Annotated in this window: 21 protein-coding genes and 1 pseudogene; 14 read left to right on the forward strand and 8 right to left on the reverse strand. The window is 69.4% G+C overall.

What is annotated here, in order from left to right:
- The 3 genes from E2E34_RS03965 to E2E34_RS03975 all read right to left on the reverse strand — a co-directional run.
- Positions 1-1,267: D-alanyl-D-alanine carboxypeptidase family protein (locus E2E34_RS03965; RefSeq protein WP_138900497.1), on the reverse strand; the 1,267-nt coding region annotated here is incomplete at its 3' end.
- Between the two features lie 69 nt (positions 1,268-1,336).
- On the reverse strand, positions 1,337-2,065 hold the full coding sequence (locus E2E34_RS03970) for a polyamine aminopropyltransferase (protein WP_138900498.1): 729 nt from the start codon (positions 2,063-2,065) through the stop codon (positions 1,337-1,339).
- Between the two features lie 115 nt (positions 2,066-2,180).
- Positions 2,181-3,866 carry a ribonuclease J gene (locus E2E34_RS03975; RefSeq protein ID WP_138900499.1) on the reverse strand — a complete coding sequence of 562 codons (1,686 nt, stop codon included), beginning with the start codon at positions 3,864-3,866 and terminating at the stop codon, positions 2,181-2,183.
- A 380-nt stretch (positions 3,867-4,246) separates the two neighbouring features.
- Between E2E34_RS03975 and E2E34_RS03980 the strand changes: the two genes are divergently transcribed.
- The 6 genes from E2E34_RS03980 to E2E34_RS04005 all read left to right on the forward strand — a co-directional run bounded on the left by E2E34_RS03980 (position 4,247) and on the right by E2E34_RS04005 (position 9,718).
- Complete coding sequence (locus E2E34_RS03980) at positions 4,247-5,125, forward strand: STAS domain-containing protein (RefSeq protein ID WP_138900500.1); 879 nt, start codon at positions 4,247-4,249, stop codon at positions 5,123-5,125.
- A complete protein-coding gene (locus E2E34_RS03985; RefSeq protein WP_138900501.1) occupies positions 5,122-5,532 on the forward strand; it encodes an STAS domain-containing protein in 411 nt (136 codons plus the stop codon). The genes E2E34_RS03980 and E2E34_RS03985 overlap by 4 nt, the downstream gene beginning before the upstream one ends.
- Positions 5,533-5,599: 67 nt before the next feature.
- Positions 5,600-5,986, forward strand: coding sequence for an ATP-binding protein (locus tag E2E34_RS03990; RefSeq protein WP_167518202.1), 387 nt, complete (start codon positions 5,600-5,602; stop codon positions 5,984-5,986).
- The gene (locus E2E34_RS03995; protein WP_208765139.1) at positions 5,983-6,996 is read left to right on the forward strand and encodes a SpoIIE family protein phosphatase; all 1,014 of its coding nucleotides are present in this window, start codon (positions 5,983-5,985) and stop codon (positions 6,994-6,996) included. The genes E2E34_RS03990 and E2E34_RS03995 overlap by 4 nt, the downstream gene beginning before the upstream one ends.
- Positions 6,993-8,477, forward strand: coding sequence for a PP2C family protein-serine/threonine phosphatase (locus E2E34_RS04000; protein WP_138900503.1), 1,485 nt, complete (start codon positions 6,993-6,995; stop codon positions 8,475-8,477). Before E2E34_RS03995 ends, E2E34_RS04000 begins: the two co-directional genes overlap by 4 nt.
- 32 nt (positions 8,478-8,509) lie before the next feature.
- Complete coding sequence (locus E2E34_RS04005) at positions 8,510-9,718, forward strand: PP2C family protein-serine/threonine phosphatase (protein ID WP_138900504.1); 1,209 nt, start codon at positions 8,510-8,512, stop codon at positions 9,716-9,718.
- Positions 9,719-9,766: 48 nt separating this feature from the next.
- Here the strand turns inward: E2E34_RS04005 and E2E34_RS04010 are convergent, their stop codons facing one another.
- Together E2E34_RS04010 and E2E34_RS35260 are read right to left on the reverse strand one after the other, a co-directional pair.
- Complete coding sequence (locus tag E2E34_RS04010; RefSeq protein WP_138900505.1) at positions 9,767-10,225, reverse strand: MarR family winged helix-turn-helix transcriptional regulator; 459 nt, start codon at positions 10,223-10,225, stop codon at positions 9,767-9,769.
- A 403-nt stretch (positions 10,226-10,628) separates the two neighbouring features.
- Entirely contained in the window at positions 10,629-10,973 is a 345-nt protein-coding gene (locus E2E34_RS35260) for an STAS domain-containing protein (protein ID WP_167518201.1), read from the reverse strand.
- 713 nt (positions 10,974-11,686) lie between these two features.
- Here E2E34_RS35260 and E2E34_RS04020 point away from each other — a divergent pair.
- Positions 11,687-12,149 (forward strand): annotated as a pseudogene (locus tag E2E34_RS04020) (RHS repeat-associated core domain-containing protein); the annotation flags it as partial.
- 1,001 nt (positions 12,150-13,150) lie between these two features.
- Here E2E34_RS04020 and E2E34_RS04025 read toward each other — a convergent pair.
- Entirely contained in the window at positions 13,151-13,561 is a 411-nt protein-coding gene (locus E2E34_RS04025; RefSeq protein WP_138900507.1) for a DUF4190 domain-containing protein, read from the reverse strand.
- 127 nt (positions 13,562-13,688) lie between these two features.
- A complete protein-coding gene (locus tag E2E34_RS04030) occupies positions 13,689-14,117 on the reverse strand; it encodes an ATP-binding protein (protein WP_138900508.1) in 429 nt (142 codons plus the stop codon).
- Between the two features lie 529 nt (positions 14,118-14,646).
- Between E2E34_RS04030 and E2E34_RS04035 the strand changes: the two genes are divergently transcribed.
- From E2E34_RS04035 to E2E34_RS04070, 7 genes are all read left to right on the forward strand, one after another.
- Positions 14,647-15,207: a VanZ family protein gene (locus tag E2E34_RS04035; RefSeq protein WP_425573456.1), complete on the forward strand. Its 561-nt coding sequence runs from the start codon at positions 14,647-14,649 to the stop codon at positions 15,205-15,207.
- Between the two features lie 1,689 nt (positions 15,208-16,896).
- On the forward strand, positions 16,897-17,007 hold the full coding sequence (locus E2E34_RS04045) for a keywimysin-related RiPP (protein WP_138900510.1): 111 nt from the start codon (positions 16,897-16,899) through the stop codon (positions 17,005-17,007).
- A gap of 26 nt (positions 17,008-17,033) precedes the next feature.
- Entirely contained in the window at positions 17,034-18,893 is a 1,860-nt protein-coding gene (locus tag E2E34_RS04050; protein ID WP_138900511.1) for a lasso peptide isopeptide bond-forming cyclase, read from the forward strand.
- A 48-nt stretch (positions 18,894-18,941) separates the two neighbouring features.
- On the forward strand, positions 18,942-19,196 hold the full coding sequence (locus tag E2E34_RS04055) for a lasso peptide biosynthesis PqqD family chaperone (RefSeq protein ID WP_138900512.1): 255 nt from the start codon (positions 18,942-18,944) through the stop codon (positions 19,194-19,196).
- Positions 19,193-19,630 carry a lasso peptide biosynthesis B2 protein gene (locus E2E34_RS04060; RefSeq protein ID WP_138900513.1) on the forward strand — a complete coding sequence of 146 codons (438 nt, stop codon included), beginning with the start codon at positions 19,193-19,195 and terminating at the stop codon, positions 19,628-19,630. The genes E2E34_RS04055 and E2E34_RS04060 overlap by 4 nt, the downstream gene beginning before the upstream one ends.
- Positions 19,627-21,558 carry an ABC transporter ATP-binding protein gene (locus E2E34_RS04065; protein ID WP_138900514.1) on the forward strand — a complete coding sequence of 644 codons (1,932 nt, stop codon included), beginning with the start codon at positions 19,627-19,629 and terminating at the stop codon, positions 21,556-21,558. Before E2E34_RS04060 ends, E2E34_RS04065 begins: the two co-directional genes overlap by 4 nt.
- A 355-nt stretch (positions 21,559-21,913) precedes the next feature.
- Positions 21,914-22,093, forward strand: coding sequence for a DUF6480 family protein (locus tag E2E34_RS04070; RefSeq protein ID WP_138900515.1), 180 nt, complete (start codon positions 21,914-21,916; stop codon positions 22,091-22,093).
- Between the two features lie 321 nt (positions 22,094-22,414).
- Here E2E34_RS04070 and E2E34_RS04075 read toward each other — a convergent pair whose 3' ends face one another.
- Entirely contained in the window at positions 22,415-24,295 is a 1,881-nt protein-coding gene (locus E2E34_RS04075; RefSeq protein WP_244315502.1) for an APC family permease, read from the reverse strand.
- Positions 24,296-25,219 lie beyond the last annotated feature (924 nt).

Here is a 25,219-nt window from a genome sequence, read left to right on the forward strand (position 1 = left end):
GAGGCCGCGGGCGGCGCGGGCGGAGGCGCAGCGCGCGGTCGCGAAGCGGCCGCAGAGCCGTCGCGAACCGGCCGGCGTACGCGGGCCGGTGACGCCCGCCCCGCGTCCACAGGATGACGCCCGCCGTCAGGCACGCCGCCCCGACGAGGGAGCCCAGCCAGGAGTACGCGATGCCCGAGCCGGTCTCCTCCCGGTGCAGGGCGGCCGCCTGCGCGGCGGCCGCCGGTGTGGCCGGCGGGTCCAGGGGTACGGACGGCGGCTGCAGCGACCCGACCGGGTGGACCCGCCCGGCGGCGGCGAAGCCCCAGTCGAGCAGGGACCGGGCCTCCTCGTACACGGCGCGGCCGCCGCCCCGTTGCGGGTTCATCACCGTCACCAGCAGGCGGCGGCCGTCGCGTTGCGCGGCGGCGATCAGGGTGTGTCCCGCGCGGGTGGTGTAGCCGTTCTTGAGGCCGATGATGCCGGGGTACCGCTTGACCCCGTCGCTGCCGGTCAGCAACCGGTTGGTGTTGCGGATGCCGAACGTCCAGGTGGGTGTCCCGTCCCGGCGGGTGCCTCCGGGGAAGCGCGTGGCGGCGGTCGCGGCGTACTGGGCGAACTGCGGGTCGGCGAGCCCGGACCGCCCGAAGACGGCCAGGTCGTACGCCGAGGACACCTGGCCGGGGGCGTCGTACCCGTCCGGCGAGACCACGTGGGTGTCCAGCGCGCCCAGCGACCTGGCCTTGGCCTGCATCTGCGTCGCCGTGGCCTTCCAGCCGCCGTTCAGCTCCGCCAGGACGTGGACGGCGTCGTTGCCGGAGCTCAGGAAGACGCCCCGCCACAGGTCCGCGATGCGGTACGTGTGGCCCGGGTTCACGCCCACCAGGCTGCTGCCCTCGCCCACGGCGGCGAGTTCGGTGTCGGTGACCGTGTGCAGCGCCGCGCCGGAGAGCCGGGGGAGGGCGGTGAGCGCGAACAGGGTCTTGATGGTGCTGGCCGGCGGCAGCCGCCGGTGGGCGTCGTGGGCGGCCAGCACGTCGCCCGTGGTCACGTCCGCCACCAGCCACGACAGGGCGGACACCTCCCGCGGCAGCGCGGGCGCACCCGGCTTCGGGCGTACGTGGGTGCCCATCCGGTGCAGCAGGGCCTTGTTGACGGACGCGGGTCGCGGCGGCGGCAGGGGATCGTCCTGGGGGGCGGCCGCGGCGGGGGGCGTCAGGAGGGCCAGCGCACCGAGAGCGAACGCCGCACCGGTGAGAGTCCCGCGAACACTGGACAGGGTGATCATGCGACCAGCGTAAAAACGGACGGTCGTACGCGCAGGGCCGCTGGGCCGACCGGCCGAACCCGGCTTCCCTCAGGTGGTGCCGGGGTGACTGCGCGCCACGTAGACGGTGTTGGACGACGTTCCCCCGCGCAGCGGATTGGGGAAGTCGACGACGTGGGCCTCGGCCTCCGCGAAGACCTCGGTGAGCGCACGGTGGAACCCGTCGTCGGGCGGGTCGTTCGACCAGAGCGCGAAGACGCCGCCGGGGTGGAGGCGGTCGGCCAGAGCGCGCAGCCCGTCCGGCCGGTAGAGCGCCGCGTGCCGGGGGTGCAGGACGTGACGCGGTGAATGGTCGACGTCCAGCAGGACGGCGTGGAACCGGCGGCCCGGGTGCCGGGGATCCAGGCCGCGCGGGTCCCCGGCCATGGCGAAGAAGTCGCCCTGGACCAGGCGGCACCGGGGGTCCGCCGCCAGGCGGGAGCCCAGCGGTACGAGCCCCCGCCGGTGCCACTCGATCACTTCGCCCAGCGCGTCGACCACGACCAGCGCGCGGACGCGCGGGTCGTCCAGGGCCGCCTGTGCGGTGTACCCGAGGCCGAGCCCGCCCACGGCGACGTCCAGCCCGGTGTCCGCCAGCTTCGCCAGGCCGAGCCTGGTGAGCGCCGTCTCGCCGGCCGTGAACAGGCTGGACATCAGGAACTCGTCGCCGAGCTTGACCTCGTACACGTCCGTGCCCGACTCCGGATCGCGCCGCCGTCGCAGGCTGATCTCGCCGAGCGGGGTCGGGCGCCAGTCGAGCTCCTCGAAGCGCGCACCCACGCGTGCCCCTCTCTGCGGTTTCCTCGGTTTTGTCGGTTCCCTCGGGTTCCTCGTTCCGGCCGCGGCGCCCGGGACGCGCACGACGTCGTCCCGGGCGCCGCGGCCGGACACCCTGTCACGCGTCGATGATGACCGGGATGATGAGGGGCTTGCGGCGGTGGGTGCGGAACGCCCAGGACGCCACCGCGCGGGCGATGAGCTGTTCGAGCTGGTGGGCGTCTCCGACGCCTTCCTCGGCAGCCTTGGCCAGGACCTTCTCGATCACGGGAACGACCGCTTCGAACGTCGTGTCGTCGTGGACGAAGCCCCGGGCGAGGAAGTCGGGAGCCTCGGCCAGCGCCCCCGTGTCGGCGTCGACGATCGCGACGACCGTGACGACGCCTTCCTCCGCCAGAGTGAGACGGTCCTTGAGCGACGCCTCGGTCGCGCCGCCGACCGTCATGCCGTCGACGTACACGTAACCGGCCGGCACCTTGCCCGTGATGGACGCGCGCCCGTCGACCAGGTCGACCACGACTCCGTCCTCGGCGATGATCACCCGGTCGGGGTCGACACCGGTACGGATGGCCAGGTCGCCGTTGGCCCGCAGGTGGCGCCATTCGCCGTGCACGGGCATGACGTGCCGGGGCTTGACGATGTTGTAGCAGTAGACGAGCTCGCCGGCGCTGGCGTGGCCCGAGACGTGCACCTTGGCGTTGCCCTTGTGGACGACGTGGGCGCCCCAGCGGGTCAGTCCGTTGATCACCCGGTAGATGGCGTTCTCGTTGCCCGGGATGAGGGAGCTGGCGAGCAGGACCGTGTCGCCCTTGCCGATGCGGATCATGTGGTCGCGGTTGGCCATCCGGGACAGCGCGGCCATCGGCTCGCCCTGCGAACCGGTGCACACCAGGGTGATCTTGTTGTCGGGCAGCTTCTCCAGTTCCCGCAGGCTCACGATCAGCCCGGACGGCACCTTCAGGTACCCGAGTTCGCGGGCGATCCCCATGTTGCGGACCATCGACCGGCCCACGAAGGCGACCTTGCGGCCGTACTGGTGGGCGGCGTCCAGCACCTGCTGGATGCGGTGCACGTGGCTGGCGAAGCTGGAGACGATGACCCGCCTCGGGGCCGTACGCATGACCTGCTCGATCGCGGGGTTCAGATCGCGCTCGGACGTGGTGAAACCGGGCACCTCGGCGTTGGTCGAGTCGGTGAGGAAGAGGTCGACACCCTCCTCGCCGAGCCGGGCGAAGGCCCGCAGGTCGGTGATCCGCTCGTCCAGCGGGAACTGGTCCATCTTGAAGTCGCCGGTGTGCAGCACCATCCCGGCGGGCGTGCGGATCGCGATCGCGAGACTGTCCGGAATGGAGTGGTTGACCGCCACGAACTCGCAGTCGAAGGGGCCGAACCCCCGCCGGTCGCCCTCACGCACGCGCACGGTGCGCGGCCTGATGCCGTGCTCCTTGAGCTTGGCTTCGAGGAAGGCCAGCGTCAGCTTCGAGCCGACGACGGGAATGTCCGACCGTTCGCGCAGCAGGTACGGAACGGCGCCGATGTGGTCTTCGTGGCCGTGCGTCAGCACTACCGCCACGACGTCGTCCAGACGGTCGCGGATCGACGTGAAGTCGGGGAGGATCACGTCCACCCCGGGCTGGGTCTCCTCGGGGAACAGCACGCCGCAGTCCACGATGAGCAGCTTGCCGGCGTGCTCAAAGACGGTCATGTTGCGGCCGATCTCCCCCAGACCGCCCAGGGCGACGACCCTCAGCCCTCCGGCGGGGAGGGGAGGGGCGGCTTTGAGTTCGGGATGCGGATGGCTCATAACTTGTGACGTTACCGGAGGCCGCGCCGCAGATCCTTTACGGGTTCACCCAGCAGGTTCACCGGGACACCCGAAGTGAGGTGCCGCCCCGCCCGGAGGGGCGGCGGCGCGTCGCACCGGGTGACCGCGAGGTCCACGAACATCACCCGTCTGTGACGACGGACTCAGTTCCTGAACGCGATCACGGGGCAGGTTCAGTGGGGGACAGGCCGTCGTTCACCTCGCCGGTCGATCGATCGAGTGATGGCGGTGCCCCTGCTTTCCTTGGGCGAGCGTCCCGTGCTTATATTTGCCGCACGGCAACAATCGAACGGAGCTAGATCACCCCGGCCGGCTGCCAGGCCAGGCGTTGTCGGTGGGGGTCGTGAAGGGAATTCCAGGTGAGCAGCAGCCAGGCCGTGGCCCGAAAGCGTGTCGCAGACGCCATGCGGGGACGTGTCGAGGAGATAGCCGACCGGTGGGTGCGGCTGCAGGTGCAGCAGGCAGCCCTCAGCGGCGGAACGAGCGAGAGCGAGCTGCGCGAGGAGGCGGACACGCTGGTCGCCGCCCTCGTCACCGGGCTCGACAGCGCGCTGCCGATCGACCGCGTCGCCACCTCGCACGCCGAGCTCAACCGCGCGGTGACCGACCTGTCCCTGAACCGGGCGCGGGGAGGCGAGTCCCCGACCGCGACGGCGATGGCCGTCCTCGCCCTCAAGGAGGCCCTCCTGGAGGCCGTTCAGGAGAGCACGCAGGACAGCGGTGAGCTGTTCTCGGCGGCGCTGCTGATCAACAGGCTGCTGGACGGGGCCGGAGCGCTGTCGTTCGACACGTACGTCGAAGGGCGCGAGGAGATCATCCGCCGGCAGAGCAGGCAGTTGCTGGAGCTCTCGACGCCGGTGGTCCGGCTCTGGCGCCAGGTTCTCGGCGTGCCGCTGATCGGGACGCTGGACACGGCCCGCACGCAGGTGGTGATGGAGAACCTGCTCCAGGCGATCCAGGACCAGGAGGCGACGGTCGCCATCATCGACATCACCGGGGTGCCGACGGTGGACACGGCGGTGGCCCAGCATCTGATGCAGACGGTCAACGCGGTGCGGCTGATGGGGGCTGACTGCATCATCAGCGGCATCAGGCCGCCGATCGCGCAGACCATCGCGCAGCTGGGCATCGACCTGTCGACCATCATGACGCGGGCGACCCTGTCCGACGCGCTGTCCGAGGCCATCAAACTCACCGCCGGACCCCTGCCCACGCCCGACGCTCCGGCATCGCGATGAGCGGCCCCGCGTCCACCGGCGTCCCCATCCTGCGCCTCGGCGACGTCCTGATCACCGGGCTGCTCAACGAGCTCGACGACAAGGCCGCCCTGGCCTTCACCCACGAGCTGACGGAGCGCATCTCCGCCGACCGGGTGCGCGGCGTACTGATCGACATCTCCCGCCTGGAGATCATCGACTCCTTCGTCGCCCGGACGCTGATGGAGCTGGCGATGATGGCCAGGCTGCTGGGAGCGCGGGTCATCGTCGCCGGCATGCGGCCGCCCGTCGCCATCACGCTGGTCGAACTGGGCATCGAGCTCGTCGGTGTGGAGACCGCCCTGAACGCAGAACAAGGCATGGCCGCCCTGGGCTGGCGCCAAAGTCCGCAGCCCCCGGAAGGGGCCCACCGTGACTCAACTCGCTAACACCTCCACCACCTCGCACGCTGCCCGCACCGACACCGACGCCGCGGCGGAGCCCGGCACGACGCGGGTGGTACTGACCACGGAGGAGGACCTGCTGACGGTCCGCCACGCGGTACGTGCGGCCACTCTCGCGGTCGGTTTCGGCATCGTGGACCAGACCCGGGTGGTGACCGCCGCCAGCGAGCTGGCGCGCAACGCCTACATCCACGGCGGGGGAGGGGTGCTCACGATCGACTGTCCGCGCCGCCACGGCGGCAAGGGACTGCGGCTGACGATACGTGACGAGGGCCCCGGCATCCCCGACGTGGACGCGGCGCTGGTGGACGGCTTCACCACCGGCGCGGGTCTGGGGCACGGGCTGGGCGGTGCGCGCCGTCTCATGGACGAGTTCGAGGTACGGACCGTTCCCGGCGGCGGTACGACGGTCGTCGCCACGCGGTGGGTGCCGCGTTGACCCGTCGGGTCGTGCCGCCCACCGCCCTGGTGCGCATCGATCACTACAGCGCTGTGCACCTGGCGGCCGCGACGGCCCGTTCGATCGCCCAGGAGAGCGGACTTCCCGGTGCGATGCCGGACCGGGCCGCCGTACTGGCCTCTGAACTGGCCAGCAACCTGGACAAGCACGCCAAGGACGGCGCTCTGTACATCCAGGCGCTGCCCCTGGGAACGGGGCTGGAGATCCAGGCGGCCGATCGTGGTCCCGGCATGCCCGAGCTCCAGCGGTGTATGGCCGACGGTTACACGACGACCGGCACGCTGGGCGCCGGCCTGGGCGCGGTGAGCCGTATCGCGTCGGATTTCACCATTCGCACCCAGGTCGGCGTCGGCACCCTGGCCTGCGCCCGCCTGGCGCTGCCCGGGCAGCCGCAGCACCTCTGCCAGGGCGCGGGACTCGTCTGCCTGCCCGCCGAGGGCGAGGCGGACTGCGGGGACGCCGCCGCGCTCGTGGAGCACGACGGGGTCCGTACCGCCATCGTCATAGACGGTCTGGGCCACGGGCCCCACGCGGCCGAGGCCGCCCAGACCGCCCTGCGGGCCTTCGACGCCGCCGCGGACCGGCCGCTGCCCGGGATCGTCACCGCCCTGCACCGGGCGCTGCGCCACACCCGGGGCGCGGCCGTCGGACTGCTGCGGCCGCGCCCGGACCACGCGGAGTACTGCGGCATCGGCAACGTCCGCGCCCTGGCGCTCTCTCCCGACGGCGTCCACCACCGGCTGACCGGCCAGCCCGGCGTCGTCGGCTGGAAAATGCCTCCACCCCAGTCGCGCATGATTCCTCTGACCCCGGGAACAACAGCCGTACTCCACAGCGACGGCATCAACCACCAGTGGGCCCAGGCCCCGTCCCCGTTCCAGCTACGCCTTCCACCGCCCCTGCTCGCCACAGCCGTCGCCCACGGACACCGTTCCGGCCGTGACGACGCAACCGTGCTTGCCGTCAAGCCTCACCTAGGGCCCCGATGACCGACAGTCTCTTCCGTACTCTGCCGCCGTTGCGCCGGGCCGTGCGCCGCCTCGCACGCCGGCACCGCCTGCCCGCCGACGTCAGGGCCCGCCTCGCGCTGTCCGTGACGGACCTGGCCGACGGTGAACTGCGCGCCGGCCGGCCCGTCGCCCTGAGCGCCGCGCACGAAGCGATCCCCGCCGACACGGGCACGGGAGCGGGCGGGGACCCGGCCACCGGCACGGAGGCCCACTCCCACCTGCTCGCCGTCACGCTGCACTTCCCCGAGGCGCCCGGCCCGCTCACCACGGCGGACCTCCCGCTGCCGGCGGCCGAACCGTCGCGGGATTCCGTCACCTGGCGGATCCCCGTCTCGGAGCTGGAGGACGGCTCTCTCCCGGCCGGACTCCCGGCCGGACCTCCGGACGGCGGCGGACGCTGGACGGAGATGCGGGCCGTGGAGGAGGAGCTGCGCGCGGCGTTCGCCCGTACGGACGCTCTCGTCGCCGAGCACCGCCGTCTCAAGCACGAACTGGCCGAGACCAACGCCGGCGTGCTGGCCCTGTACGTCCAGCTGGAAGAACGCGACGAGCAACTGCGCAAGGCCCACGGCCAGATCCTCCAGGAACTCGAGGACGCCCTGCGCCCGCAGCCGCTCACCATCGAGGGCCTGGAACTGGCCGTCCACTACGCGCCGGCCGACCCCAACGCCCCCACCGGCGGCGACCACTACGACTGGTTCCAGCTCCCCGACGGCACCCTGCACATCACCGTCGTCGACGCCCTGGGACACGGCGTACGAAGCACCCGCAGCGCCCTGAACGTCACCCACGCCGTACGCACCCTCGCCCTCGAAGGCCACCCCCTCAAGTCGATCCTCGCGCGCACCCACGAGATCCTCATGCCGCTGGACCCCGAACTCATGGCCACAGTCCTGCTGGCCCGCCTCGACCCGGCCACCGGCGAACTGCAGATCGCCAACGGGAGCCACCCGCCCGCCCTCCTCCTCCAGGCCGACGGCACCGCGGGCTATCTTGATGTCAAAGGCAGAGGTGTGGGGTTCCCTGTGCCTGGCAGCGAGAGAGTCCGCCAGGAGGACTTCCGTCCCGGTGATCTCCTCGTTCTCTACACGGACGGGCTCACCGAGAGCCGAAGAGACCCGTGCGAGGGGGAGAGACGCCTCGTCGAGGCGGCCCGTCGGCACGCGAACAGACCGCTGGACGAAATCCCCGCAGCGGTCGTCGCTGACATGCACACCCTCGTCCTGCACTCCGACGACACGGTGGCCCTGACGGTCCGCAGGACGGCACTCCCGGGCCACCGGAACGAGACTCCCGAGACGAAGAACGCCCCGGGTAGGGTCAAGCGACTGCCTTTGCATTGTGACAACGGTTACTTAAGAGCGCGCCGACAACAGCGGTCCGCAACGGGATGCAAGAGTGCCCTACGAGGCAGTACATCAGGACGGCGCAGCCGGTCGAAGACAGCGCCGTTCGCGTGAAGTGCGTCGCGGACTACGAAGGAACCCACACCATGACCCAGGAGCCCGGTCGCTGGCTCGGAGCGGCTGAAAGTGCACTTCGGGCGGCGCCACCCACCAGCCTGCCGGCCGCAGCCGGCGCGCTGCTCGCCGACTATGTGGACGCCCGCGCCGTGACGCTGCTCCTCGCCGACTACGGCCTGAGCGTGCTTCAGCCCGTGACGCGTCTTCCGCGAACAGGCGAGACGGTACCTGCCCGGGGTGACCACCCGGCCGGCCGCGCGTTCTCGGCGCAGGCCCCGGTCGTCGCGGTGACCGGTGAGCCCGGGATGGTCACCACACACTTGCCCATCACCGTGCGGGGAGACCGCCTCGGGGTGCTGTCCGTACACCTGCCAGAGGCGATGGCGGGGGCGCCCCGCGTTCTGGAGCTCGCGGCCTTCGCCACGGCGTTCGGCCACGAACTGCTGGCGGCCGAACGCGACACCGATCTGTACCTCCAGGCCCGCCGGCGCAAGCGCCTCACCCTGGCCGCCGAGATGCAGTGGCAGCTCCTGCCCGGCCGCGGCTTCGCCCGCGAGGAATACACCCTCGGCGCCCACCTGGAGCCGGCCTACGCCATCGGCGGAGACAACTTCGACTGGAGCACCACCGACGACCACCTCACCATCACCGTCTGCGACGGCAGGGGACAGGGCATCCAAGCCGCCCTGCTCACCAACCTCACCGTCAGCGCCCTGCGCAACGCCCGGCGCGCCGGTATCTCCCTGCCCGACCAGGCATGCCTCGCCGACCAGGCGGTCTACGGCGAGTACGGCGGGGCCAAGTACTCATCGACGCTGCTGCTGCGCTTCGACCTGGCCACAGGGCAGGTGAGCGCGGTCGACGCGGGTTCCCCCCAGCTCTTCCGCCTGCGCAACCACATCGTCGAGCGGGTCGAACTCGAGGCTCAGCTGCCGCTCGGCATGTTCGAGGAAACGGAGTACCGGGAACAGACGCTGCACATCGAGCCCGGAGACCGTCTGATCATCGCGAGCAGCGGCGTGCACAGCGCCCTCTCAGCGGAAGGCAAGCTCTTCGGCGAGATCGCCCTGCGCGAGACCATCGCCGCCACGCACGCCACACCGCCCCACGAAGCCGCGCGCGCCGTCGTCGACGGGCTGATCCAGTACCACGGCAGTCACGACCTGGCCCACGACGCCGCCGTAGTCTGCCTGGACTGGCGCGGCCGCCCACCGTCCGAACCGCGACCGCTGATGTGAGTACGTCGCCACACGGCAGCCGAACCCGGGACCAGTCGCCCTGCACCTTCATCCAGAACGGTCGTCACTGGCTGTCGAGAAGGCATGCAAGCCGGTCACCAGCGCTGTCCGCTCAGCCGGCGTCATACGACTCAGCGCCTCACGGAACAGTTTCCGACGACCGGCGGACAACGCCTCGACCAGTTCCTGGCCCTGCACGGTGAGCACCAGCTCGATCTCGCGTCGATTGGTCGCAGGGCGTTCGCGGCGCAGCAGACCAGCTGCCTCAAGGCGATCGCACAGTCTGCTCACAGCGGGCGACCTCGTGCCGGCCTCCTCGGCCAACCGGGTCAGATTGATGCCCGGGCAGCGCCGCACGATCAGCAGCGCATCGAGCTGAAGTGACGACAGCCGAGGAAACACGTTGCGGGAAGCATGCTGCCAGGCCGACACGACCGCCCCCGCTGCTTCAGCCACCTCGGTCGCCACAACGTCCAAGGGCTCGTCCGACGGCGCCGCGCCTTTCATACAGCCGTCACCCTCATGGACACTCCTACGCCCTGCTTCACAGGCTGACTCTCTCGCGGCACCACCAAGCACCGATTACGGCTCACCTGCCCACTGAACGGAAACTATCCCCACCAGGGCGAAAGTTTCCCTCTTCTCCCGGCTGAGCCGGTCGAAGCAGTCGCTTCAGGACACCCGGATATGCGACTGCGCGCTCGGGGTCTGTTCAACACCCTGCGCCGCCGTCCAGGTAGGCCGGGGCCGATCCGCACGCGGGGGAGAGCTGAAGACGTCCGCTGCACGGCGGTAAGCCATCCCCGGAGACGCTCGCCCTGCCACTTCGGCGAACCTCCGGTTCCACCCGCCACCAGTCGTGTCGGGGTGCCGGGCAGACGAGAGTTCGCGACCGCTGCCTCGCCGCCGACTACACCGGAGAGGGAGCCTGCCTCTGATCGGGCAGGGCCACGCCAACGGTCCCTGTCGCAGTCAGCAGCTCGTAGGTCTCGGTCAGACGCAGCAGACCCGCAGGCTGATCCTGCAGCCCTGCCACCACCAGGCGGCCGGCCTCCCCACTGACGCGCTGACGCAGACGCAGCAGGGCATTCAAACCGCTGGAGTCCATGAAGGACACCCCCGACAAGTCCAGGCGCAGCGTCGTGCCGCTGATCGGTGCAGCGAGGGCGGCTTCCTCGACCGCAGGCGCGGACACCAAGTCCATTTCCCCGGCCACCCCGATCACTGTCACGTCTGCCTGCTGCTCGACAGTCACGGTGAAAGCATTCACAATTCGCCCCTCACTTCGGGGGTCGAGCCCATCACGGCGGCCCGCTGAGCGGGGCCGATCAGCACACGGCATGGGCCGTGCACAGCCAAGAGGAGACGCTCTCACCGCGCCAGGCCCCCGAGGGCACCGCAGCGGCACGCGCCTCCTACCAGGCCGGGCTGGTCTCCCTCCAGCATCCCACAAAATAATTGTCGTACGACAACAGTTGCACGAAAATGATTCCAACTGTGGCATTCGGCAGACTTCACGTCGGCCGGTGCTCACTACTACCGCCTCTGCTGCCCTGTATGAGCAACCCGAGGAACGCGGGCGTACCTACCCTTCCGCCGAACGTGCGCACCGCGTGAACAGCCCGCTGCACCTGCTCGGGACCGAAGTGCGGTCGCTCCATGACATGCCACGCAGGCGAGGGCCCCAGCGGCGTCAGCGCGGCGGATGGGCGGCGGCCAAGTACAGCAACCGCATCGTCCGGCCGCTGCGCTTCACAGCCGGGGAACGGGGCTGGCCGGCTGAACGCAGGCCGCAATCGGCAGCGGTTCATGGGCAAAACCTCGCAGGCCGCACGGTGGCCCATCGGCCCGGCAGGCGGCCCATGCCACGAGCAGCGCCCCGGTGAGCACCCAAGGCCCGTACCAGATCGCCGTCAGCCACGTGGGGTGAAAGAACGCCTGAACATTGGCGGCTGTCAACTCGTTGAGAAGTGGTCGGACTACTCCCAGTTGACCTCGCTGACGGTGGGCGGCAAGACGTACGCCGGCCAGTACGGGTCGACGGACCAGAGTGAGCGGATCAAGCTCGGCGACACCTTCTTCCACAACGGGCCCCTCGGCCTGTCCGCGAAGTCAACGGGCGGTGTGGACATGGGATTCAACCGGGAACCCGGGGGCACGTTGAACTCCATGCCGACCGGGGGGCAAGAGCCACTACTCCCTCACCGACGCACTCGGCTCCGTCATCGCGCTCGCCGACGACGCCGGCACCAAGGTCAACTCGTACTCGTCCAGCCCCCGCTGCGTCACCCGCGCGGTGACTTCGGAGACCGTCCCGCAGCCGCACCGGTTCGCCGGCGGCTACCCGGACCCCACCGGGCTGTACCTCTACGAGGCCCGGTACTACGACCCCAACATCGGCCGCTTCACCTCACCCGACCCCTCCGGCCAGTGAACCCCCCTCACCTGAACCGGCGACCGACCCACAACGGGCTCCTATCGCCGAGGGCACTATGAGGGGGGCTAAGGGCGCTCGGGAATACAGCAACTGACGCCTGGTCGTAAGACCGGGGACCAAGAAGGGATCAGCAATTGGAACTGCGGAGCGCGTACCTGCTGGCCAACGAAGGGCGCGTCATGCCCGAGGGCACAGCAGGACTCGTAACTTTGTCGGTAGCCATCGCTGCCCTCATAGCGGCGATTGTGTACGGAAGGGTCACCCGAAAGCGCGGCCGCAGAGACTGACGTCCTCTCTGACGATGCCGTGCATGCGCAACGTCGATGACCACAGCATGGAAGTGATGATTCTCGCCACAAGGAAGGATGCTGCGTGGACAGGCAGACCGTGATTGGGATTGCGGCCCTCGTTATCGGAGTAGCTCTGGTGCTGTCGCGGTCATACTTTGCCCGGGGTGCGACCCAGCAGCAGAACGTCTTCGGTAGGGCCAACTCAAGTAACCCTTCCTTCGCGCGAACGATGCCGGTAATCATTGGTGGCGGTATCGCCTTGTGCGGCGTGCTCGTCCTCGCCGGTGTCCTCGGAGTGCAGTAGTCGCCGGCCGAACGGCCGCGTATGCGGGTTTGAGGGCGCGGGCTACCAGCGCCCCCGACCTCTACGCCCCAAACGCCCGCGATCTGCTGGTGAGGGCCCAACTCCTGCTCGGCGCAATCCGATTGTGGTGGGCCAGTACGTACAACCTCAGCGCCCACCTGACGGCAGAGCTGAAGCGGTACGGGGCCGAGCACGACCTGGAGGATCGCGGTGATGCGCGGGGGAAGCCCAGCCGGCGGGCGATGGCCGTTCGGCAGCCCCCTCCACAACGGCGTTGCTGACAAGAACAGAGGAGCCGACGACTGTGGCCCCGCGGGATGGCGGGGCCACAGTCGTCGGCTGGGGTCCACAGCTCGGCCTTGTCACGTTCAGGCGGCAGTGCTTCCCTCTACACTGGTGGATCAGTTGTTCACGTCCTCGTTGAAGTCCTTCTCGCATGCCTCGCGTTCACTCTGCGTATTGGCATGCTTGACGCAGTCGTCGAAGTTCTTGAACTCCTCGGAGTTGAGGATCGACGCGCCGATCGCGATGATCACGACGGACGCGATCAGTCCCAGCGCGCCGAGCACCGCGCCGATGATGGACATCCTGCCGTGCGCTGCGCGGCCGCCGCGTGCCTTGCGTGCGCCGATGATTCCGAAGATCACAGCGAGCAGGCCCAGCACGATGCCGCCGAAGACCGTCCAGAAGAGCAGGATCGCCGCGACGCCGAGCACGAGCGCTGCGATCGCCAGTCCATTGCCCCGCTTCACACCCGGGTCAGGGGTCTGCGCGTGGTCGCCGGGCGTCTGGGGGTGGTTGGAGAAGGACACGCCATCACACTCATCTCTGCTTCCATGCCAACCAGTCGTTGTACGTGCTCCCTTGTGCCCTGGCGTCGGTGACGAATGCATACCGTTGTCATGCTGCAATAGAGACCCTGCCGCCCGGCAGTTCTGGCTAGTCCTCCGAGTGACCGGCAGTCCGGCCGATCAGCGCGATGATCGTCTTACCGGGGATTGGGCCGGGGCTGACCGTCACCTCGTCGCTCAGGCGGCGCACCATGTGCCAGCCGAAACCTCCGCTGCCGCCGTTCAAGTCGGGGGTAACCTCGCGTGGGTGTGCGGGGTTGGTGTCGCTGACCGCGACGATCACTGCCGCTTCGTCGGCGCACAGTTCAAGGGTGTAGCGGCCGCCGCCGTGGCGCACGGCGTTGGTGACGAGCTCGGACACCACCAGGACGAGGGTGTCCATCACTTCCGCAGCTGGCACCGGGCTGAGGCTGTCGGCGTACGCCCGGGCAATCTCGCGGGCGCGACAGATATCGGCAGTGCTGTCGCCCATAGCGCGAAGGGTGGCAACGGTGTTGGTGACCTTTGTGTCGTTCATGCACGTACACCCCACCTAGATCGGTTGTACCGCTTTGCGGAACAGGTCACGTGCCCGCTCAAACAGGTTTCACACGGGGACGGGAGAACGCGAAGATAGAAGTTGTGTCGCTGGCTGTCGGCCAGTTTCGAAGAGGGCCTAGGAGTTTCCAGCATTTCGCCGGATTGATCGCCAGGGAGAAGAAGGTCGACGCCATCGTGATCACCGGAGCGAGGAGCAATTCTGTACGAATGCCGAAGGCTCCGGAGGGCGGGTGGCATGTCACGCATCCGCACTCGACGCTTTCCCGCCGATTCCGCCGGCGGATATCCGGCAACAAGAACTCGGCACAGAGCCGGTCGACGGTGTTCTCCAGGTCAAGAGCCTGGTACCGCCCGGCACCAAGGGGCCCACACGTGCCGCGATATGGAAGAGGACTGCCCTGTATGGCAGCTCGAGCGGATGCTGCGTGAACGGCCTTGAGCCGTGTACGGCCTCTTGACGGGGGTAACTGCCGGTGCAGCAGACCAAGCCTGACTGGGGGTTCGTTGTGGCACGGACAGTCCTTCAAGACGCGGCCCGTACGGAACCGGAGAGACGGAGCACTCCGGGCAGGCCCCCGCTGTCCAGGTGGGGGCGAGCGGCGGCCATGCTCCTGGCTTTCGCGGGGACCGTGGTCTTCGCCGTGCTCTTGGCCCGGCTGACTCTGGAGCCTTCGGTTGCCTCTGAGCCGTTGACACACAGCAACTTGCGGCCCGGGGATTCCATCCGCGACTATCTCGCCCAGCCCGCTTTCCGTGACACCGTCAAGCAGCTCGGCGGCAATATCGTTCTCGGCATGCCCTTCGGCATGTTGCTGCCGGTTCTCGCGCCCCGCGCCCGGGGGCTCATTCGCGTCGTAGCGGTCACGGCACTGGTGATGATGCTGGTCGAGTTGGTGCAAGGAGCCCTTATCACCGGACGAGCCTTCGACATCGACGATGTGCTGCTCAACACGACGGGCGCCCTCCTGGGCTACCTACTGATCGGACGCCGACTGGGCCGCGCAGTGCACCCCCGGCGCCGGCATTGGTGGCATCGCTTCACGAAGCGCTCCAGCCCCGCCAACTAGCGGCAGGCGACCCTCCCGCAGTCGCACCAGTTCGCCGGCGGCTACCAGAGCCCACCGGCCTGTCCGACGATGAAACCTCGGCCCTGCAACATGGGTTACTTGCGAGGTTCCACCAGCCAACCTGCGCGAATTAGCCCTTAACTCCATCGGAGGGATCTTCCATGTACGCGACCGCAGACTGGACCAGCCTGTCCTACAAAGGTCTGGGCGGAACTCCCCTGTGGGTGCTCGTGATCATCGTGCTCGTTTGCACAGCGCTCGCGTTCCTGGCGAAGACCAGGAGGAAGTAGTAGGGGTGGCTGGGTGCGGCAAACAGCCTCGGCTAACGGCGCTGCGGAGATGCAGTGCACGCCTTCACTGCTGTAGTCACAGCGCCCGTCGCCACACCTCAGGTCGCTACGTAAAGGAGGAGTTGCTTTGAGCGAGCTCGCGGCGATCTGGTTCCCGGAGGGAGCCGCCGGACTGGTCCTGCTGGTAGTCGCGATTGCGGCGGTACTGATGGGGACTTTCATGGGGCGTTCGAAGCGGCGCGGGTGACGACGAGCCTATGCGGCAGGGCTACGGTGCCGGTTGTCGCCAACTGAGTGGTGAGCGAACGGGAATCGCGCATGGCTCCTCCCATGCGCAACCGAAGCCCTCCCCGTCGCGGTCGAGGCGGCGGGGGTCGCCAGCGCCGACACAGACCGGGCCCGGGAGGTCCGAGCAGTCGAGGTCGGGGCCGGCGGCCCTGGTGGGTAAGCACCGTCGGGTTCCGGCTCGAAGGCAGTCGACTCTGGGGGCTCGGCCGGCGGCGGGGAGCAGGTGCTGGATGCGATCGGTTGCGTCGGAGCCGTAGCAGTGCCCCGTCTCGGGGCGCATCGATCGCCAGGAGGCGTACCGTCGCAGAGGCGCCCTTGAGGAGATCCTGCGATCACCTGGTGTCCTTCCCGCCCGGTGGGAGCACGTATCTCACGCGCTGAAGGCGGCCGGACGGTCAGCAGGTGCTCGGTGCGGCCCCCGTCGGCGAAGCGGCCCGCGAGCCAGGGCAGGCCCTCGGTGCCGGCGCCCGCAGTCGCTGCGGTGTGCCCGGGGATGTGTTTGCTGGCGGACCTCACCGAGGCGCCCCGGCGGCACCGGTCGTCGGCCACTTCCTGCCGCGTGTATCGATCACACGCCGGCTTCCCCCGTCGTGCCTGCGCCCTCACGAACCAACGGTGCGGGCTCGCCGCGTTCGTGCGGGGCTCGCCATTGACGGACGTTACGTGAGAATCGCACGGCTGGTCATCCAGCCATTCAGGAAAGAACGGCCTCGGGGACAGCACGCAGACAAGCACTGAATGCGCCCCGGCGGCTCCGTTCGGATCCCAGCCGCGTGACCTGACCGCTACCCCCTGCGGCACGCCTTACCAGGCAGGTGGAAACGTTTCTCTTAATTACTTAATCCTTACACAGCTTGGTCGGCAAGCAGTTCCGCTTTTGACCAACCTCGGGGTCTGCGCGGTAGTCATCTGACCGCATTCACACTTTACTTATGATCGTATGTTCTTTAGCGGCCTTGTCATGGCATCCGCTCATGCAGGTAGCTATTGCCTGCACCCGCTTTCCCGCTCAGCGCTCCCGATGAGTGCCTGGGCAGGGCGGCTGTGAACCGGCGTCCGGTTCGCTGTCGGCCGGGGAGGGTGGTTGTAACCCCGTACGTGAGGAGAAGTCGTGAAGAAGGCTTACGAGGCACCGACACTCGCCCGGCTCGGGACGTTCCGGAAGAAGACCGGGCTTCTGGGGCGTTCCGGCAACGACCGGCTGATCCTGAGCAAGAACTGACCACCGACGGTTCTTGACTCGACGTCATGACTGAACTGCACGAGAGTGCGGGGGCGGGCCCCGGCGACGCGCACTTCGCGGTCTTCACCGACTGCCAGGACGCGGCCGCCGTGGCCCGCTCCCTCTCCCTCCCCGGAACACAGACCCTGGAGCACGCCTCCGGCCGGCCCTGGCTGGTGGGGCAGTGGCACGACCAGGAGATCGTCAGCGCGCGCGCCGGCCGTACGGCCCTCGCCGTCATCGGCTGCTGCCCGACGGACGCCGCGGAGCTCGAGCGCCATGCCGGGCGGCTGCGCGACCTCGCCGAACTCGACGCGCTGGCCCGCGCACTTCCCGGCAGCTTCCACCTGGTCGCCGCGCTCGACGGGCGGCTCAGGGTGCAGGGCACCGCCTCCGGACTCCGGCTGGTCTTCCATGCCCCCGTTGCCGGAGTCCACGTGGCCGCCTCGCGCGCCGACGTACTCGCCGCCATGCTCGGCGCCACCCCCGACGAGGAGCAACTGGCCGTCCGGCTGCTGTGGCCGACCCCTCATCCTCTCGCCCAGGAACCCATGTGGCGAGGCATCACCTCCGTCGCCCCGCACGACGCGCTGATCGTGACGGCGGACGGGCGAACCGTGCGCCACTCGCGCTGGTGGACGCCGCCGGAGCCGGTACGCACGCTCGACGACGGCGCGCCCCTCGTCCGCGAAGCCCTGGCCACCGCGGTCGATGCCCGTACCCGCCAGGGGGGCGTGGTCAGCTGCGACTTGTCCGGCGGGCTCGATTCCACCTCCCTCTGCTTCCTCGCCGACCGTTCCCCGGCCCGGGTGGTGGCCAGCACCTGGCCGGGCCGCGACCCGGCCGATACCGATCTGTACTGGGCCGAACAAGCGGCCCGGTCCCTGCCGGACGTCGAGCACGTCGTCTGGGACGCCGATGCCTCGCCGCTGGTCTACACCGACCTCCTCGGCATCGACGACCTGCTGGACGAGCCGACCATCGGCGTCATGGACCGCTCGCGGGTCCTGCACCACCTGCCCGGCCTGGCCGAGAGGGGCAGCCGCCTGCACATGACCGGCATCGGCGGCGACCACGTGGCCTGGTGCTCGGAGGCGTACTACCACCGCCTGGCGCGGACCCGCCCGCTGTTCGCCCTGCGCCAGCTCCGCGGTTTCCGGGCCCTGTGGCAATGGCCGCTCGGCGGCACGGCACGCGCCCTGGCCGACTCCCGGCCGTACGGGAAGTGGCTGGCCGACTCCAGCAGGCACCTGAGAGACCCCCTGCCCGCCACCGTCAGCACCAGCCTCGGCTGGGGCATGCCCCCTCGTCTCTTCGACTGGGTGACCGCCGACGCCGAACAACTGGTCCGCATGTCACTGCGCGAGGCGGGCGCACACGCGGTCCCGCTGCACCCGGACCGCGGCCTGCACGCCGACCTCGAACAGATCCGTTCGTGCACCCGCATCATCCGCCAGTGGGACCGGATGGCCGCCCGGGCCGGCCTGCCGATGGCATCGCCCTTCCTCGACGACCGCGTCATCGAGGCATGTCTCGCCGTTCGCCCGAGCGAGCGCGTCACGCCCTGGCAGTACAAACCCCTTCTGACGGCCGCCATGAGCGGGATCGTCCCCGACGCCTGCCTGCGGCGCACCAACAAGGCCGCTGCTTCCATGGACGCCGCCAACGGACTGCGCGAGCACCGCGCCGACCTGCTGGCGCTGTGGGAGGGCTCCCGGCTCGAACAGCTCGGCCTGGTCGACGCAGCCGCCCTGCGCCGCCTCGCCCAGCGACCGGCCACACCCGAACTGCGTGACGCCGTCCTCTACTCGACCATCGCCGCCGAGGTGTGGCTGCGCGGTCTGGACCGCACCGGCGGCCCCAAGGCACCAGCCGCCTCCCCTTGACAGAGAGCTTCCCTCTGACAGCCAGCTCCCCAACAGGAAGGCACCCGCATGGTCTTGAAGTTCGCCACCAATGTGTCCACGGCACAGACCGACTACGGCACCGTCCTCCTGGACGAACGCGCCGGGGAGTACTGGGAGTTGAACCCCACCGCCACCCTGGTGGTCAACATCCTGATGGCGGGCGGTGACGAAGCCGACGCGGCCGCCGCGCTCGCCGGCGAGTTCGACATCGACCTCGCCCAGGCGACGGATGATGTCGAAGCCCTGGTGAGGCAACTGCGAACGTCGGGGCTGGCCGGATGACGACGCCGAGTGCCCTGGAGCGCCCGAGCGGCGTCCCCTTCGCACGGCGCACGGCCGCGCGTGTCGTCCTGCTCCCCGCCGTCGTACTCTCGCTCCTGCCACCCCGCCGGATCCGCGCCGTACTCGATGTCGCATGCCGCGGGGCCCGCCCGGCCACCACCGCACAGGCCAAGGACGCACGGGACGCGATGTGCGCCGTGAGCCTGCGCTGCGCCGGCCCGAAGGGCTGTCTGCCCCGCTCCCTGGGGGCTGCGCTGCTGTGCCGACTCGGTGGCACCTGGCCGACCTGGTGCACGGGGGTACGCGTCGTACCGCCTTTCACCGCGCACGCCTGGATCGAGGCCGACGGTCACCCGGTCGACGAAGGGGTGCCCGACGACTACTTCACCCGTCTGATCGCCGTCGGCCCCACGAGCCGGCCGACGGGCCGATGACCGACAGCCCCGTCGTGGACTGCGAGAAGGCACCGACGGTCGGCGACCGCTCCACGCGGACCGCGGTCGCCACCATGTACCGGCTCACCACCGGGCACCGGGCTTCCGTCGTGGTAGCCACCGTGCTGACTCTGGCCGGTTCCGCGCTCGGTCTCGCGCAGCCGCTCGTCGCCAAACACGTCGTGGACGCGAGCGGACACGGCAAGGTGCTGTGGCCACTGCTGCTGCTCCTGGCGATTCTGTTCGTCACCGAAGCGGCGACCGGGGCGGTGGGGCGTTTCGTTCTGGAGCGGATGGGTGAGGGCGTCGTACGCGGACTGCGCCACAGCATGGTGGCGCGGCTGCTCCGCCTGGAGATGAGGGAGTACGACCGCCACCGCAGCGGCGATCTGATCTCCCGGGTCACGGCAGACTCCACCCTGCTCAGAGAAGTCGTGTCCCAAGCGCTTGTCGATCTGGTGACCGGGGCCCTCGTCGCCGCCGGCGCGATCGTTCTCATGGTGTGGATCGATCCGCTGCTGCTGCTTCTGGTCGCCCTGACCGTGACCGCTGCCGCCGTAGTCGTCGCCTCGCTGCTCAAGGGCATTCGCGCCGCCTCCGAGCGCATGCAGACGTCCGTGGGCGCGATCGCCGCAGACCTCGAACGCGCCCTCGGAGCGCTGCCGATGGTCCGCGTTCACCGGGCCGAGGACCGCGAAGCGGCCCGTATCGGAGAACGCGTCGAAGCTGCCTACACCGCGGGCGTACGCACCGCGAAACTTGCCTCCGTGATGAGCCCGGCGGTCGAACTGGCCGTTCAGGGATCCTTCCTGATCGTCCTGGTCATCGGCGGGCTGCGGGTGAACGGCCAGGCCAACTCCCTCGGCGACCTGGTGGCCTTCCTGCTGTACGCCTCCTACCTCGTTCTGCCGCTGTCGTCGGTCTTCCGCGCGGTCGGCCTCATCCAGCGCGGCATGGGCGCCTACCAGCGCATCGACCATGCGCTGTCCCTGCCGATGGAGCCCTCGCCAACCCGGCCACCGACTGGCCGGGCAGGTACCCGTACACGTACAAGCGAACCCGACCGGTACGGCCGGCAGCACCAGGAGGCCGCCCTCGCGCTGCGAGACCTGAGCTTCGGGTACACCCCGGACCGGCCGGTGCTGCACAGCGTCTCCTTCACTGTCCCTCACCGACGCCAGACGGCCCTTGTCGGCCGGTCGGGTGCCGGAAAGAGCACGATCTTCGCCCTGATCGCCAGGTTCTACGAACCCGACTCCGGAAGTCTGTTGTTCGACGGCCGGCCCTCCACCGAACTGAGCCGCGCCGCCAGCCGAGAGCGCATCGCCGTCGTCGATCAGAGCACGCATGTCGTCCACGGCTCGCTTCACGACAACATCACCTACGCCGCGCCCGACGCCACCGACGCGGAAGTGCGGCGCGTCGTCGAACTCGCGCAACTGGAGGAAGTCGTGCGGCGGCTGCCCGGCGGTTTGTCAGGCATGCTCGGCGAGCGCGGCGGCACGCTCTCGGCCGGCGAGCGCCAGCGCGTGGCGCTGGCCCGCGCCCTGCTGGCCCGCCCCGCACTCCTCCTGCTCGACGAGCCCACATCCCACCTCGACACCATCAACGAGACCGCGCTCACCACCGTGATGAGGGATGCCGCGCAGGAATGCGCCCTGCTGGTCATCGCCCACCGGCTCTCCACGGTCCAGCACGCCGACCAGATCGTCGTGCTCGAGAGCGGCCGCACCGCCGCTTGCGGGCGCCACGAGGATTTGCTCACCACCAGCCCCATCTACCGCCGACTGGCCGCCGGACAAATGCTCCGCCCGGCCGACCCCGCACCCCTCACCCGTGACGACCTTTCGCCGTCCTCACAGCCCGCTGTGACCCGAGCGGGCACGACTCCGACCTCAGTGGCTCACCCGCAGAGGCGCCCGGAATGAACGTACGACTCACCCGGCACAGCCATGCGCCAGGTGGGCGTTTCCATGGGCTGGGGGCTGCCGCCGGTACTCAGCGGCGGCAGGCGGCGACGATGGTCAGCAGGACGAGCGCGATGGCCGCCAGCTGGAGGCACCCGTGCCATCTGCCCCCCTCTTGCGCGTCTCGACGCGGCCACCGGGGGAGTGCCGGGATGCTTCCCGGCGTAGTGCTCGATCTGCCGGCGCAGTCCCTCGGATGCGCGGATTGGCGGTGGGGCGGCGCGAGGCTGCTTCCCCCGCCGGCACGCAGCAGCTGATCGCCCCGGATCACCAGGCAGCGGATGCGTGATACGGCTACTGACGCGAAGCTGAAGGTATGACTGATCCACTCGTTCCTCCCGAGGAGACACCTCCGGCCGAAGGCTCCACTGCCGAGGCCCACGAAGAGCGGGCCGACGGCGGTATGTGGGAGCACCCGGGCTGGTGGGTGTGGCTGATCATCATCGGTGCCGTGATCGTCGCCGCCTACTTCGTCGCCCGCATGATCTCTCTGTGACCCTGGGCAGCACCAAACCTGCTCCACCGGCCCCGCCTGGAGCCACCGGACACCCCGTCGGGGCCATCATCCCGGGGTGTGGGCCGTCACCCGCTCACGACCGATGCAACAGCCGTCATAGGTTTCCATGCGACTTTGCGGGCGCATGAAGCCGGGCACGCAGGCCAGCGATGTCACGGAACTCGGCCGCTCAGGTCGCGAAGGCATCCGGTGCGGCAGCGACGCGGCACACAAGGTGCGGTACGGCTGCTGCGCGGCTCAGCCCGGCAGCCGTAGCGTCGCACCCTCCCGTAGGCCCGTGATCTGTTCCCCGGCGCGTCTTCAGCCGCCGACGTGGATTCCGGGGCGGCGTGCGGGGTCGGGTTCGTGGCTGCGGATGATTTCGCGGGTGACGGGAGCGGTGTCGCCGCGTCCGATCAGGAAGTAGCGGAACATGTGCGTCAGTGGGCTTCCTTCGGCCCAGGCGAAGTAGCAGTGAGGCCGCACACCGATGTGGTCGCGCAGGGCGAGGAGGATCGTGGCGATCGCGTTCGGCGCGGCGGGGGCTTCCGCCCGCAGGATGCGGTAGCCGTCGACCTCGACGCCGCGCACGGTGAGGGTCTCGCTGAAATCGGAGGGGTCGACGACATCGATCTCCAGGAAGAGGACGTCAGCGGGGCCGGGTACCGGGTTGGTGCCGCGTTGTTCGCGCTCCTTGTCCCTGTACTCCGCCACGTCGCCCGCCTGACGCCGGTTGGCGATGATGTTGATCGAGTTGTCGTGGGCGAGTGTGTCGGTGATGAACCGGCGGGCCGCGCTGTCGAAGACGAGGCGGTCGGCGCGCAGCTCGGTGGTGCGCGACACCCGGGAGATCAGTGACACGGCGATGATGCCGGCGATGAACATGCCCGAGAGGGCGATGCCGTCGGGCTTGTCGATGATGTTCGCCACCAGGGCGTAGAGCAGTACCGCGGTGAGCGCGGCGAAGCCGGCGGTGGTGACGCGTTGGCGGCGGCGCAGCGCGGAGACGGTGACGGCGAAGGCGCCGGAGACCATCATGGCCAGGATGCCGGTGGCGTAGGCGCCGGCCTGCTTGTCGACGTCGGCGTCGAACGCGATGGTGATGATGATGCACAGGGCCGTGTAGACCAGGACGACCGGGCGTACCGCTCGTCCCCATTCGGGGGCCATGCCGTAATCGGGCAGGTAGCGGGGCACGATGTTGACCAGCCCGGCCATGGCGGACGCGCCCGCGAACCACAGGATCAGGATGGTGCTGATGTCGTAGACGGTGCCGAAGGCTTCGCCGACGTGCTCGTGCGCCAGCCGGGCCAGGGCACGGCCGTTGGCCGCGCCGCCGGCCTCGAACTCGTTCTCGGGGATGAGAACGGTGGCGACGAAACTTGCGGACAGCAAATACACGCTCATGATCAGCGCGGCGGTGGTCAGCAGCCTTCGGGTGTTGCGGATACGCGAACGCAGCCGCTGTTCCGGAGTTTCGCCGTCGGCGGTCACGAGCGGCATCATGCTCACGCCGGTCTCGAATCCGGACAGGCCGAGCACCAACAGGGGAAACGCCAGCAGCGCAGGGCCCATCAGGTCGCCGAACCCGCCCCCGCCTTCGACGAGAGCGTCGGTCCAGGCCGACCAGGCGCCCGGCGTCGTGAACACATGCACCAGCCCGACGGCGATGACCACCGCGTTCAGGGCAAGGAAGACAGCGACGAGCGGGATGGCGACGCTAACCGCTTCGCTGAACCCGAGGAGGAACACCCCTCCGAGCACCACCAGCAGCGCCACGGTGAGGGCGACCTCGTGGCCGTGCAGGGCCGCGGGGAAGAAAGGGTTCTCCACTACGTGCACGGAGGCGTCCGCCGTGGACAGGGTGATCGTGATGATCCACGAGGTGGCAACGAAGCCGAGGAGTACGAGCACGAACAGCTTGCCCCACCAGAACGGCAGCAGGTCCTCCAGCATTGCCACGGACCCGGCCCCGTGCGGGCTTTCCTTGGTCACCCGTCGGTACATCGGCAGCATTCCCAGCAAAGTGAGCGCCACGATCAGGAGCGTCGCCAGCGGCGAGACCGCCCCGGCCGCGAGGGCGGCGATCGCCGGTACGTAGGCCAGGCTGGAGAAGTAGTCCACCCCGGTCAGGCACATCACCTTCCACCAGGCATGCGGCTCGGCATGGCCCTGACCGGCCGCGGGGCCGATCGGCTGCACCTGGTGGCAGCAACCACCGGGCAAGCCCTCCGCTGGGCTGCTTCCGCACGGCGGGACTGTCCACGACTTCCGGCACGGCCGGTTCGTTCGCGTCGCCCATATCCCCCATCAACCTTTCTCCGCCCGGCAGGCATGGCCCGGCAGGCACTTCACCAACCGCAAACGATCACCGAGTGTGCGGCCTTCAGCTAGTACCCCTTTGACGAGGGGGTACGTGTCGACCGCCCCAGTGCCCTCTGCTTCAGGAGCTCAATCCCGGAGCGGCAATCTGCGCCCGCCAGTTGGCTTCGAAGTCGTCCAACAGCTGCGGGTGTACCGGGCGGGAACTGACGCTGAGGCATCGTTCGATGCGGTGTGCCACATCCTTGCCCGTGCTGGGTTTGACGCCCTCAGGCCCTCAACCTGTGGCGAGCATGCCCGTTCTGCCGAATGGTTCTAGTAGGCCAGTTTCGGATCCCCGGGGTCTCGCGGGCCGTCGTTCGCGTGACGGTGCGCCGGGTATGGACTGGACTCCGCTGCTCGAGGAAGTCTCAGACGCGGTGGAGATGCTGGCCGCGCAGGTTCGCGGCCGGCGCTGGTGGGCCACCGCTGCGCCGGGTCCTGGCCGGGGGAGGAGTCGCTGGTGATCACGGGAGGCGCATGTGTACGGGCGCAAGCCGCCGTCCCAACCGCACTGGCTGCCCCGCCCCGTGCGATTTACCAGCCGCATCGGCGAACGATGGACGCACCTCGGCAGGCCACTGCGGTGCGGAGGTGGCGCATCGCGGCATGGCCCCGCGGACCAGGACTGTCCAGCCACAACTGGCCCGCCTGGAGGATGGGGTGCGATAGAACGCTTCTGCCAGCATCGCGGAGCAAGCCCTGCTTCTCCGGGGGGTGACGTCTGGCATGGCCGTTTGAGGGCATGAGTCCTACTCAAAGCGG

This window comes from Streptomyces albidochromogenes (assembly GCF_005981925.1).
In the GTDB taxonomy this organism is placed as follows: domain Bacteria; phylum Actinomycetota; class Actinomycetes; order Streptomycetales; family Streptomycetaceae; genus Streptomyces; species Streptomyces albidochromogenes.

What these genes read in the sequence shown, in the direction of transcription:
- E2E34_RS03975 (WP_138900499.1), bottom strand. Translation starts at nt 3,866, where the DNA reads ATGAGCCATCCGCATCCCGAACTCAAAGCCGCCCCTCCCCTCCCCGCC.
- E2E34_RS03985 (WP_138900501.1), top strand. Translation starts at nt 5,122, where the DNA reads ATGAGCGGCCCCGCGTCCACCGGCGTCCCCATCCTGCGCCTCGGCGAC.
- E2E34_RS04000 (WP_138900503.1), top strand. Translation starts at nt 6,993, where the DNA reads ATGACCGACAGTCTCTTCCGTACTCTGCCGCCGTTGCGCCGGGCCGTG.
- E2E34_RS04005 (WP_138900504.1), top strand. Translation starts at nt 8,510, where the DNA reads ATGACCCAGGAGCCCGGTCGCTGGCTCGGAGCGGCTGAAAGTGCACTT.
- E2E34_RS04010 (WP_138900505.1), bottom strand. Translation starts at nt 10,225, where the DNA reads ATGAAAGGCGCGGCGCCGTCGGACGAGCCCTTGGACGTTGTGGCGACC.
- E2E34_RS04030 (WP_138900508.1), bottom strand. Translation starts at nt 14,117, where the DNA reads ATGAACGACACAAAGGTCACCAACACCGTTGCCACCCTTCGCGCTATG.
- E2E34_RS04050 (WP_138900511.1), top strand. Translation starts at nt 17,034, where the DNA reads ATGACTGAACTGCACGAGAGTGCGGGGGCGGGCCCCGGCGACGCGCAC.
- E2E34_RS04055 (WP_138900512.1), top strand. Translation starts at nt 18,942, where the DNA reads ATGGTCTTGAAGTTCGCCACCAATGTGTCCACGGCACAGACCGACTAC.
- E2E34_RS04060 (WP_138900513.1), top strand. Translation starts at nt 19,193, where the DNA reads ATGACGACGCCGAGTGCCCTGGAGCGCCCGAGCGGCGTCCCCTTCGCA.
- E2E34_RS04065 (WP_138900514.1), top strand. Translation starts at nt 19,627, where the DNA reads ATGACCGACAGCCCCGTCGTGGACTGCGAGAAGGCACCGACGGTCGGC.
- E2E34_RS04070 (WP_138900515.1), top strand. Translation starts at nt 21,914, where the DNA reads ATGACTGATCCACTCGTTCCTCCCGAGGAGACACCTCCGGCCGAAGGC.